At 61.7% G+C, this 10,652-nt stretch carries 12 protein-coding genes; 11 read left to right on the forward strand and 1 reads right to left on the reverse strand.

Annotated elements, in window-relative coordinates; all coding sequences use genetic code 11:
* Positions 1 to 27: 27 nt before the first annotated feature.
* The 10 genes from B0E55_RS24895 (at position 28) to B0E55_RS24940 (ending at position 8,367) form a co-directional block, all read left to right on the forward strand.
* Complete coding sequence (locus B0E55_RS24895) at positions 28 to 498, forward strand: glycine zipper family protein (protein ID WP_019749175.1); 471 nt, start codon at positions 28 to 30, stop codon at positions 496 to 498.
* A gap of 280 nt (positions 499 to 778) precedes the next feature.
* A complete protein-coding gene (gene atpB, locus B0E55_RS24900) occupies positions 779 to 1,606 on the forward strand; it encodes a F0F1 ATP synthase subunit A (protein ID WP_019749174.1) in 828 nt (275 codons plus the stop codon).
* 83 nt (positions 1,607 to 1,689) lie between these two features.
* On the forward strand, positions 1,690 to 1,932 hold the full coding sequence (locus B0E55_RS24905) for an ATP synthase F0 subunit C (RefSeq protein WP_003941327.1): 243 nt from the start codon (positions 1,690 to 1,692) through the stop codon (positions 1,930 to 1,932).
* 7 nt (positions 1,933 to 1,939) lie between these two features.
* The gene (locus tag B0E55_RS24910) at positions 1,940 to 2,497 is read left to right on the forward strand and encodes a F0F1 ATP synthase subunit B (RefSeq protein ID WP_019749173.1); all 558 of its coding nucleotides are present in this window, start codon (positions 1,940 to 1,942) and stop codon (positions 2,495 to 2,497) included.
* 5 nt (positions 2,498 to 2,502) lie between these two features.
* Positions 2,503 to 3,327: a F0F1 ATP synthase subunit delta gene (locus tag B0E55_RS24915; protein WP_003941304.1), complete on the forward strand. Its 825-nt coding sequence runs from the start codon at positions 2,503 to 2,505 to the stop codon at positions 3,325 to 3,327.
* Between the two features lie 62 nt (positions 3,328 to 3,389).
* Positions 3,390 to 5,033: a F0F1 ATP synthase subunit alpha gene (gene atpA / locus B0E55_RS24920; protein WP_019749171.1), complete on the forward strand. Its 1,644-nt coding sequence runs from the start codon at positions 3,390 to 3,392 to the stop codon at positions 5,031 to 5,033.
* 48 nt (positions 5,034 to 5,081) lie between these two features.
* Entirely contained in the window at positions 5,082 to 6,065 is a 984-nt protein-coding gene (locus B0E55_RS24925) for a F0F1 ATP synthase subunit gamma (protein WP_003941320.1), read from the forward strand.
* Positions 6,066 to 6,068: 3 nt separating this feature from the next.
* Positions 6,069 to 7,520: a F0F1 ATP synthase subunit beta gene (gene atpD / locus B0E55_RS24930; RefSeq protein WP_003941349.1), complete on the forward strand. Its 1,452-nt coding sequence runs from the start codon at positions 6,069 to 6,071 to the stop codon at positions 7,518 to 7,520.
* A 6-nt stretch (positions 7,521 to 7,526) separates the two neighbouring features.
* Positions 7,527 to 7,895 carry a F0F1 ATP synthase subunit epsilon gene (locus tag B0E55_RS24935; RefSeq protein ID WP_019749170.1) on the forward strand — a complete coding sequence of 123 codons (369 nt, stop codon included), beginning with the start codon at positions 7,527 to 7,529 and terminating at the stop codon, positions 7,893 to 7,895.
* 49 nt (positions 7,896 to 7,944) lie between these two features.
* Positions 7,945 to 8,367, forward strand: coding sequence for a DUF2550 domain-containing protein (locus tag B0E55_RS24940; RefSeq protein WP_029255703.1), 423 nt, complete (start codon positions 7,945 to 7,947; stop codon positions 8,365 to 8,367).
* Positions 8,368 to 8,377: 10 nt separating this feature from the next.
* Here the strand turns inward: B0E55_RS24940 and B0E55_RS24945 are convergent, their stop codons facing one another.
* The gene (locus B0E55_RS24945; protein WP_080910659.1) at positions 8,378 to 8,950 is read right to left on the reverse strand and encodes a cob(I)yrinic acid a,c-diamide adenosyltransferase; all 573 of its coding nucleotides are present in this window, start codon (positions 8,948 to 8,950) and stop codon (positions 8,378 to 8,380) included.
* Positions 8,951 to 9,004: 54 nt separating this feature from the next.
* Here B0E55_RS24945 and murA point away from each other — a divergent pair, with 54 nt between their 5' ends.
* Positions 9,005 to 10,264 carry a UDP-N-acetylglucosamine 1-carboxyvinyltransferase gene (gene murA / locus B0E55_RS24950; protein WP_020970048.1) on the forward strand — a complete coding sequence of 420 codons (1,260 nt, stop codon included), beginning with the start codon at positions 9,005 to 9,007 and terminating at the stop codon, positions 10,262 to 10,264.
* Positions 10,265 to 10,652 lie beyond the last annotated feature (388 nt).

Here is a 10,652-nt window from a genome sequence, read left to right on the forward strand (position 1 = left end):
TTTCCCGATCCATTACCCTTGGGCATCGTGACGAACACGCCGCAGCCTGTACCTGCCTCGCAACCCATCCCTGATTCGACCGCCGCCATGAAGTCGGCCGTGAAGTGGGGTGTGATGGGGCTGATCGCGCTGGCCGTGGTCGGCGCGCTCCTGGGCGGGCTCTTCGCCGGCAAGGAAGGCGTCTACGGAGCCCTGATAGGCGCAGCCGTCGGCGGCGGGTTCATCCTGTTCACGGCGCTGGGCGTGCTGCTCACAGCGAAGTTGCCTGCGCTCACGGCTGGTGCAGTTCTTCTCGGCACGTGGCTGCTGAAGATGATTCTCGCGATGGTTGTTCTCTTTGTCCTCTCGGACATGGATTTCTACAACAAGACCGCTCTCGTCCTGGTCATCATCATGTCGCTGGTCGTCGTGCTCGGTGCGGAGACATACGGCGTTCTCGGAACCAAAACTCCGTACGTCGATCCCACTCCCAGCAGCAACGTCGACGACGACGAGTAGTACTACAAGAGGTAACTAATCGGACTTCCAGGTACCCCATCTACACAATGTCGTAGATGACTTGATAAGGTTCGGTTCAAGCGAGAGCAATGGTGGGCCGAGTAACACTCAGCCGACGATGCCATGTGCTCGCAGGTGGTCGAAATTCTGACCACTGAGTCGACGAGAGTCGCCGACACCGACAGACGCCAGGCCCCTCTAGGGTTCTCCAGCTGCTGACGAATGCGCGAGTCGAACTTGTCGACTTGTAGATCGTCAATGTCCGATCGAACCGCAGTCAATGATGGCTGCGGACCGACTACGGGAGAGAACGCTGAGCGTCACCACCCTGGCCGCGGATGAATTCCATGCGCCGTCACTAGACGATTTTTTCCCGCCCTCCGTGTTGATTCACGCGGGCCCCTTCGAGCTCGACCGTCTGATGCTGATTCGTCTGCTGATGTCGGTGCTGGTCGCAGCCTTCTTCGTGATCGCGATGCGCAGCCCTCGATTGGTTCCCCGTGGGATGCAGAACGCCGCTGAGCTTGCGCTCGACTTCGTTCGTATCAACATCGCCGAGGAGATCCTGGGCAAGGAACAGGGCAAGCGCTTCCTGCCGGTCATCACGACGATCTTCTTCATCGTGGTCGCCAGCAACATGGCCAGCATCATTCCTTTCCTGAACATCTCGCCGAACGCACGAATCGGTATGCCCCTGGTACTCGCGGCGCTCGCCTACATCGTGTTCAACTACGTCGGAATCAAGAAGTACGGCTTCTTCAAGTACGTCAAGAGCAGCATCGTCGTTCCCGGCGTTCCGCTGCCCCTGCACTTCTTGTTGGTGCCCATCGAGTTCATCTCGACCTTCATCCTGCGCCCGTTCACGCTGATGGTTCGTCTCATGGCCAACATGTTGGCCGGCCACATCCTGCTGGTGCTGTTCTTCAGCGCGACGAACTACTTCTTCTTCGTGTCCGGCGGATTCCAGGCGATCTTCGGCGTTCCGTCGATCATCGCCGGTATCGCATTCACGTTCTTCGAGCTGCTGGTCATCTTCCTGCAGGCTTACGTGTTCGCGTTGCTGACCGCGGTGTACATCGAATTGGCGCTCCACGCCGACGAGCACTGACCTTTTACCTCTTCACCAGCTACACCAAGAACTGAGCCTCTTGCCGAATCCGGCAGAGGTCAACAGAAAGGGAATGGAACACCATGAGCATCGCTTACCTCGCTCAGGAAGTTGTCGAGACCAAGTCGCGCGGCTACGGAGCCATCGGCTACGGCCTCGCAGCAATCGGCCCCGGCATCGGCGTGGGCATCGTTGTGGGCAAGGCAATCGAAGGCATGGTCCGCCAGCCCGAGATGGCCGGCCAGGTTCGTACCACCATGTTCCTCGGTATTGCATTCACCGAGGCCCTCGCATTGATCGGCCTTGTCGCCGGTTTCATTTTCTAAGACAGACATGGGAGCCACCTTCGCAGTGCTCGCGGCAACAGAGGAGACACACAATCCTCTCTTGCCCGAGACATACGACATCGTGTGGTCCGCGGTTGCGCTCGTCGTAGTCGGTTTTGTCTTCTGGAAGCTCGTTCTTCCGAAGTTCCAGAAGGTCTTGGCCGAACGCACCGAGCAGATCGAGGGCGGCATCAAGAAGGCCGAAGACGCACAGGCAGAGGCAGCGGCCGCGCTCGAGCAGTACCGCGCGCAGCTCGCCGAAGCTCGTACCGAGGCAGCGCAGATCCGTGAGGAAGCGCGTACCCAGGGTCAGCAGATCATCGCTGACATGAAGGTTCAGGCGCAGGACGAGAGCGACCGCATCGTGGCCGCAGGCCACAGCCAGCTCGTCGCCCAGCGTCAGCAGATCGTCGCTGAGCTCCGCTCGGATCTCGGCAAGACCGCTGTAGACCTGGCCGAGAAGGTCATCGGGGAGTCTCTCGCCGACGACGTGAAGCGCGCCGGAACGGTTGATCGTTTCCTCAACGAGCTCGACACCGTCAGCGCTGATTCAGCCAGGAAGTGAGCAACATGTACGCAGCGAGCCGTGAAGCCTTGGCGCAGACTCGTTCTGCGCTGAGCAGTGCCCTGGGCGCCGTCTCTGCAGGAGCCGCAACTGCTGCTTCTGCTCAGGCTGGGTCCGAGCTCTTCTCGGTGGTCGAGGTACTCGACGGCCAGCGCGCTCTTCGCAGCGCGCTGGCTGACGCTTCGGCACCGGCCGCTGGTCGCCAGGCTTTGGCAGAGCAGTTGTTCTCCGGAAAGGTCGGCGCCGAGGCGCTCGCCACCGTGAAGGCAGCTGCAGGCCAGGACTGGTCTGCGGCCCGCGACTTGGTCAACTCGCTCGAACTGCTCGGACGCGAAGCTCTGCTCCGCGCCGCAGCCGATCAGAGCCAGTTGGACACCGTTGAGGACGAGCTCTTCCGTCTCGGTCGCATCGTGGCAGGGGATCCCAGCCTGGAGCAGACGCTCTCGGATCTGTCGGTTCCCGCAGCCCGCAAGCGTGAGTTCCTCTCCCGCTTGCTCTACGGCAAGGTCACTGCGGTCACCGAGGCACTCGCCGGACAGGCCGTCGGCCGGTTGAAGTCTGCACCCGCAGACACTTTCGATCAGCTGTCGAATCTTGCCGCAGCGCAGCGCGATACCACCGTTGCTCACGTTCGCAGCGCCTCGGCGTTGAGCTCGGAGCAGTCGGATCGCTTGGCCAGCACTCTTACCCGCACCTACGGGAAGCCGGTAGCAGTACACGTCGAGGTTGATCCAGAACTCCTCAGCGGCTTGGTCGTCCGGGTGGGCGACGAGGTTATCGACGGCAGCGCAGCGGGTCGACTCGCAGCACTGCGGAAGAACCTCAAGTAGTCCTTCAGCCGAACACATACTCCAGATCTTTTCGAAGACCAGACACCGAGAGCAGGAAAAACATGGCGGAGCTGACGATCTCCTCCGACGAGATCCGTAGCGCGATCGACAACTACACCGCGAGCTACTCCCCGGAGGCCTCCCGTGAGGAGGTCGGCACAGTGACCGACACCAGTGACGGCATTGCGCACGTCTCTGGCCTGCCTTCGGCTATGTCCAACGAGCTGTTGGAGTTCCCCGGTGGAATCGTCGGCGTCGCGCTCAACCTGGATGCCACCGAAATCGGTGCCGTCATCCTTGGCGATTACCAGAACATTCAAGAAGGCCAGGAAGTAAAGCGCACGGGCGACGTTCTGTCGGTTCCCGTCGGCGATGCTTTCCTCGGCCGCGTCATCGACCCGCTGGGTGCGCCTATCGACGGCCTCGGCGAGATCGAGAGCACCGAGAATCGTGCACTCGAGCTCCAGGCCGCTTCGGTGCTCGAGCGCCAGCCGGTCGAAGAGCCGCTCCAGACCGGTATCAAGGCTATCGACGCCATGACCCCGATCGGCCGCGGCCAGCGCCAGCTCATCATCGGCGACCGCAAGACCGGCAAGACCGCGGTCTGCATCGACGCCATCCTGAACCAGAAGGCCAACTGGGATTCCGGCGATGTCAACAAGCAGGTGCGCTGCATCTACGTTGCCATCGGTCAGAAGGGTTCCACCATCGCGGGCGTCAAGGCTGCCCTCGAGGAGAAGGGCGCGATGGAGTACACCACCATCGTTGCTGCTCCGGCCTCTGATTCCGCAGGCTTCAAGTGGCTCGCACCGTACACCGGCTCGGCCATCGGCCAGCACTGGATGTACCAGGGCAAGCACGTTCTGGTCGTGTTCGACGACCTGACCAAGCAGGCAGAGGCGTACCGCGCCATCTCGCTGCTGCTGCGTCGCCCGCCGGGACGCGAGGCTTACCCCGGTGACGTCTTCTACTTGCACTCCCGTCTGCTGGAGCGTTCGGCGAAGCTGTCCGACGCACTCGGCGGCGGCTCGCTGACGGCTCTGCCGATCATCGAGACCAAGGCGAATGACGTCTCGGCGTACATCCCGACCAACGTCATCTCCATCACCGACGGTCAGGTGTTCCTCGAGTCCGACCTGTTCAACAAGGGCGTTCGCCCCGCGATCAACGTCGGTATCTCGGTCTCCCGCGTCGGTGGCGCTGCACAGACCAAGGGCATGAAGAAGGTTTCCGGTTCGCTGCGTCTGGAACTGGCTCAGTTCCGTGAGCTCGAAGCGTTCTCCGCTTTCGCATCCGACCTCGACGCTGCCTCCAAGGCTCAGCTCGAGCGCGGTGCCCGTCTGGTCGAGCTGCTCAAGCAGGATCAGTACAGCCCGATCCCTGTCGAGGACCAGATCGTCTCGATCTACCTCGCCGGCGAAGGCATCTTCGACAGCGTTCCGATCGGTGACGTCCGTCGCTTCGAGAAGGAACTGCTCGAAGACCTCAAGCACTCGGCTGCTGGCGTCTACTCCAGCATCAACGGCGGTAAGGCACTCGATGCCGACAACGCTGCTGCGCTGATCGCTGCAACGAACAAGTTCAAGGAAGGCTTCATCGCATCCGACGGAAGCCGGGTCGTGAACGAGGCCGAGGCTGACGCTTTGGGCGCCGACGAGGTCGAGAACGAGCAGATCAACGTCAAGCGCAAGACCGTCAGCAAGTGACGTACGCGCCCATGACACTGCGAATTCCGAAGGGAGAGTGATTGATCGATGGCGAGCATTCTCGAATTGCGGTCTCGTATCAAGTCGGTCAACTCGACCAAGAAGATCACCAAGGCACAGGAACTGATCGCGACTTCGCGTATCACCAAGGCTCAGATTCGCGTCGCCGCGTCCAAGCCGTATGCCGAGGAGATCACGAAGGTACTCACCGAATTGGCGAGTGCGTCTGCTTCGCTCGATCACCCGTTGCTCAACGAGCGCCCGGAGCCCAAGCGGGCTGCGGTCCTCGTTGTCACCAGTGACCGCGGCATGTGTGGTGGCTACAACTCCAACGTCCTCAAGCAGGCAGAAGAGCTCATGGCTCTCCTCCGCAGCGAGGGCAAGGAGCCGGTCGTGTACGTGCTCGGTTCCAAGGGACTCGGCTACTACACGTTCCGCGGCCGCGACATCGGTGCTGCGTGGACGGGCTTCTCGCAGGATCCGGGTTACTCGGATGCAGCGAAGGCCAGCCGCCACCTGGTGGAGCTGTTCATGGCTGGTTCGGGTAACCAGGTTGCCGCTCCGAACGGTGAAGGCACGATCGAGGGCGTCGACGAACTCCATATCGTCTACACCCGCTTCGTGTCGATGCTGACGCAGACTCCCGAGGTTCGCCGTATGGCTCCTCTCGAGGTCTTCGTGTCGGAAGAGCGCATCGAACTCGGTGACGACATGCTGACCAACGGCCACGACGACGACCATGACAATGGCCCCGTCGCGGACTTCAGCTTCGAGCCCGAGCCCGAGAAGCTTCTCGGTGCTCTTCTCCCGAAGTACGTCAGCACTCGTATCTTCTCGTCGCTTCTCGATGCTGCGGCATCGGAGTCGGCAGCCCGTCGTACCGCCATGAAGGCCGCGACGGACAACGCAAACGAACTGGTGAACACGTTGAGCCGTCAGGCCAACCAGGCTCGCCAGGCCCAGATCACCCAGGAAATCAGCGAGATCGTCGGCGGCGCCAACGCGCTCGCCTCGAGCGCAGGAAGTGACTAGCACATGACCGCAGCAGTAACCGAAAACAACGGGGCAGGTTCGGCTTCGGCCGTAGCCGGCCGCGTCGTGCGGGTCATCGGTCCCGTCGTGGACGTTGAATTCCCGCGTGGCGCTGTTCCTGAACTGTTCAACGCCCTGAACGCCGAGATCACGCTTCCCTCGGTCGCCAAGACGCTGACGCTCGAGGTTGCACAGCACCTCGGTGACAACCTGGTCCGCACCGTCTCCATGCAGCCCACCGACGGCCTCGTCCGCGGCACTGCAGTGACCGACTCGGGCAAGCCGATCTCGGTTCCCGTCGGTGACGTCGTCAAGGGCCACGTGTTCAACGCCCTGGGCGATTGCCTCGACACCCCCGGCCTCGGCCGCGACGGCGAGCAGTGGGGCATCCACCGCAAGCCACCAGCCTTCGATCAGCTCGAAGGTAAGACCGAGATCCTCGAGACCGGCATCAAGGTCATCGACCTTCTCACCCCGTACGTCAAGGGTGGAAAGATCGGCCTGTTCGGTGGCGCCGGCGTCGGCAAGACCGTTCTGATCCAGGAAATGATCACGCGTATCGCTCGCGAGTTCTCGGGCACCTCGGTGTTCGCAGGCGTCGGTGAGCGTACCCGTGAGGGCACCGACCTCCACCTCGAAATGGAAGAGATGGGCGTCCTCCAGGACACCGCCCTTGTCTTCGGCCAGATGGACGAGCCGCCCGGAACGCGTATGCGCGTCGCCCTGTCCGCACTGACGATGGCGGAGTACTTCCGCGACGTTCAGGGCCAGGACGTCCTGTTGTTCATCGACAACATCTTCCGCTTCACGCAGGCAGGTTCCGAGGTTTCCACCCTCCTCGGCCGTATGCCTTCGGCAGTGGGCTACCAGCCCACGCTGGCGGACGAGATGGGTGAGCTCCAGGAGCGCATCACCTCGACCCGCGGTCGCTCGATCACCTCGCTGCAGGCTATTTACGTGCCCGCCGACGACTACACCGACCCCGCGCCGGCTACGACGTTCGCGCACCTCGATGCCACCACCGAGCTCTCGCGCCCGATTTCGCAGATGGGTATCTACCCCGCTGTGGATCCGCTGAGCTCGACCTCCCGCATCCTGGAGCCCGGCATCGTCGGTGCCGAGCACTTCCGTGTTGCCAACGAGGTCAAGCGCATCCTGCAGAAGTACAAGGAACTGCAGGACATCATCGCCATCCTCGGTATGGACGAGCTTCAGGAAGAGGACAAGGTCCTCGTCGGCCGCGCCCGTCGTATCCAGAAGTTCCTCGGCCAGAACTTCATCGTTGCCGAGAAGTTCACCGGTGAGCCCGGCTCCGTCGTGCCGCTCCGCGACACGATCGAAGCCTTCGACCGCGTCTGCAAGGGCGAGTTCGATCACCTGCCCGAGCAGGCATTCAACAGCTGCGGTGGACTCGACGACGTCGAAGCTGCAGCCAAGAAGATGGCCGGGAAGTAGTCCACGATGGCTGAGATGACCGTAGAACTCGTTGCCGTCGAGCAGCGCTTGTGGTCTGGTTCGGCGACGCTGGTCAGCGCTCAGACCACTGAGGGCGAAATCGGCATCATGCCCGGGCATGAGCCGGTCCTCGGCCAGCTGATCGAGGGCGGAACCGTGTCGATCACCCCGGTCGACGGCGAGCGTATCGTTGCTGCAGTACACGGAGGGTTCCTCTCCGTCACTGCGACGACGGTGACGATTCTTGCCGAGTCCGCGGACATGGCACAGGACATCGACGTCGAGGCAGCCAAGGCTGTCTTGGCCGAGAACTCGGGCGACCTCGAAGCGATTGCGGTCGCCAAGGGTCAGCTCCGGGCCGTCGAGCGCGCGTAAGTTACTCGAGTAAAGCCGCGACGGGAGCCGACGAACAGTGACATTCGGAATGACTGTGTTGATCATTCTGGTTGTGCTGCTCGCGGTTCTCGTCGCGGCTTTTCTGTATCGTCTGCTGGTTCTACGTCGCGGCGGTACCGCTGCACTGCTTCGTGTTCTGCCATCCCCGGGGGACAGCGGGTGGCGTCACGGAATCATTCGCTACGGCGAAAGCACCTTCGTCTTTTTCAAACTGTCGAGTCTGCGGCCGGGCCCGGACTCCAGGATTGATCGTCAAGGAATCGAGGTCGAGAGCCGTCGCTCTCCCTCAGGTACCGAATTCGACATCATGAGCGACGATATCGTCGTGGTCAAGGTCAACGACGGATCGTCGGCCTACGAAATCGCCTTGGACAGTGGAGCATTGACAGCTTTCCTGTCCTGGGTCGAATCGCGGCCGGACGGGCGCGCCCGTAGGCGACGCACCGCCTGACCGGTCCCGCTCAAGCCCCGGCGCCGGGCTTCCAGAGCACATCGCCTTCAGGATTTGCCACTCTTCCCATGATGAAGAGCAGATCCGACAATCTGTTGAGATATTTCGCGGGGAGGACGCTGGTGTCTTCCGGGTTCGCATCGATGGCGGACCAGGCCGCACGCTCCGCACGCCGCGAGACGGTTCTTGCTACGTGAAGCAGGGCGCCCAGGGCAGTTCCGCCGGGCAGAATGAACGAATTCAACGGTGCCAGTTGCTCATTGAGCTCATCGCACCATCCTTCGAGTCGATCGACATAGGCCTGAGTCACTCGCAGCGGTGGGTACTTCGGGTTCTCGACGATGGGGGTGGACAGGTCGGCCCCCGCGTCGAAGAGGTCGTTCTGGATCTGGCGCAGCATCGCGAGCAGATTCTCCGGGGGTGTGCCGAGGGCAACGGCCACACCGATCGCCGCGTTGGTCTCGTCGCAATCCGCGTAGGCGATCAGACGCGGATCGTTCTTGGAGACTCGCGAAAAATCACTGAGGCCGGTGGTCCCGTCGTCGCCGGTCCGGGTGTAGATCTTCGTCAGGTGAACAGACATAGGGCTACGGTACCGGCGCGGTGCCGACGAGGTTGTGGCTCTAGGCTGTGAACCGTGAGTGAGCACTTTCTTGTGACCGGGGGTAACCGCCTCGAAGGTGAAGTACTGGTGGGAGGGGCCAAGAACAGTGTGTTGAAGCTGATGGCCGCTGCGCTGTTGGCCGAAGGCACCACTGTGGTGACCAACTGCCCGGACATTCTCGACGTGCCGCTGATGGCGGACGTCTTGCGAGGGCTGGGCTGCGAGGTCGAACTCGAAGACTCCGAAGTGCGGATCACGACGCCGGCCGAGCCGAAATATCACGCTGATTTTGACGCGGTCAAGCAGTTTCGGGCGTCGGTGTGTGTGCTTGGTCCGCTGGTCGCGCGTTGTCGACGCGCTGTTGTCGCACTTCCTGGCGGCGATGCGATCGGTTCGAGGCCACTCGACATGCACCAATCCGGGCTCCGCCTGTTGGGCGCGCGTAGCGAAATCGAACACGGATGTGTCGTTGCCGAGGCAGACGACCTTCACGGCGCGAACATTCGCCTGGTCTTCCCGTCTGTGGGTGCAACCGAGAACATCTTGATGGCAGCAGTGCTCGCCCGAGGTGAAACGGTGATCGACAACGCTGCACGTGAGCCCGAGATCGTGGATCTCTGCAACATGCTCAACGAAATGGGCGCCAAGGTATCGGGCGGCGGAAGTTCGACGCTCACCATTCAAGGCGTCCGCAAGTTGGAACCGACTACGCACCGCGTCATCGGTGACCGGATCGTTGCCGCAACATGGGGTGTCGCTGCCTCCATGACCAGGGGTGACGTCCGAGTTCGCGGGGTGAACCACAAGCATCTCGGGTTGGTCCTCGACAAGCTTCGGACAGCCGGCGCGGAGGTGACTCCCGAGGTAGACGGTTTCCGTGTCATCCAGCGTGAACGGCCCAAAGCAGTCAATTTCGCGACATTGCCTTACCCCGGATTCCCGACCGACCTGCAGCCGATGGCAATCGGTTTGGCGGCGGTTGCCGAGGGCACGTCGATGATCACCGAGAACGTATTCGAATCGCGTTTCCGATTTGTCGAGGAAATGATCCGACTCGGCGCCGACGCTCGTACCGACGGTCACCATGCTGTGATCCGCGGAGTTCCAGTGCTGTCGAGTGCGCCGGTGTGGTCTTCGGACATTCGGGCAGGCGCCGGGCTCGTGCTTGCCGGGTTGGTCGCGGACGGAACCACCGAAGTCCACGACATCTTCCACATCGACCGTGGGTACCCGCGATTCGTCGAGAATCTCCGTGGACTCGGGGGAGTGATCGAGAGGGTGAGCTCCGAATAGGTTCGGTGCTCGGCGTCACACTCGGGCCTATTCGCGATTGGCGGAAAGGCTCAACTGTCTGACCTGGCCTTGGCTAGTGAATCGGTGTTGTGACCAGGCGATTTGTGAATTGATTGAAGGTTCGCGTAACTTATTCCAAGTCAGAGCGACACGGACACCGACTCCCGCCTTCACGGCGAGTGACACGAGGTTGTACGAAGTGCCTGGCGAACACAATCCAGTTTTTCTTCACGGGGTTCCGGTTTGCGCCGGTGACCTGGTTGGGATAGGCTGGAAAAGTTGCCCCGGAGCGGCGGCCATAGGGTCGTGGTGATGGTGTGTGCGTGTTCTTTGAGAACTCAACAGTGTGTCGATGAATGTCAGTGCCAAATTTTTTTGGTACTTCACA

The sequence above is a fragment of the Rhodococcus sp. 66b genome (assembly GCF_002076325.1).
GTDB lineage: Bacteria > Actinomycetota > Actinomycetes > Mycobacteriales > Mycobacteriaceae > Rhodococcus_F > Rhodococcus_F erythropolis.

Bases quoted from the DNA above. Each gene is read 5' to 3' on its own strand.
- atpB (WP_019749174.1), top strand. From the start codon at position 779: ATGATGGCTGCGGACCGACTACGGGAGAGAACGCTGAGCGTCACCACC.
- B0E55_RS24910 (WP_019749173.1), top strand. From the start codon at position 1,940: ATGGGAGCCACCTTCGCAGTGCTCGCGGCAACAGAGGAGACACACAAT.
- B0E55_RS24945 (WP_080910659.1), bottom strand. From the start codon at position 8,950: ATGTCTGTTCACCTGACGAAGATCTACACCCGGACCGGCGACGACGGG.
- B0E55_RS24935 (WP_019749170.1), top strand. From the start codon at position 7,527: ATGGCTGAGATGACCGTAGAACTCGTTGCCGTCGAGCAGCGCTTGTGG.
- B0E55_RS24940 (WP_029255703.1), top strand. From the start codon at position 7,945: ATGACTGTGTTGATCATTCTGGTTGTGCTGCTCGCGGTTCTCGTCGCG.
- atpD (WP_003941349.1), top strand. From the start codon at position 6,069: ATGACCGCAGCAGTAACCGAAAACAACGGGGCAGGTTCGGCTTCGGCC.
- B0E55_RS24905 (WP_003941327.1), top strand. From the start codon at position 1,690: ATGAGCATCGCTTACCTCGCTCAGGAAGTTGTCGAGACCAAGTCGCGC.
- B0E55_RS24925 (WP_003941320.1), top strand. From the start codon at position 5,082: ATGGCGAGCATTCTCGAATTGCGGTCTCGTATCAAGTCGGTCAACTCG.
- B0E55_RS24915 (WP_003941304.1), top strand. From the start codon at position 2,503: ATGTACGCAGCGAGCCGTGAAGCCTTGGCGCAGACTCGTTCTGCGCTG.
- atpA (WP_019749171.1), top strand. From the start codon at position 3,390: ATGGCGGAGCTGACGATCTCCTCCGACGAGATCCGTAGCGCGATCGAC.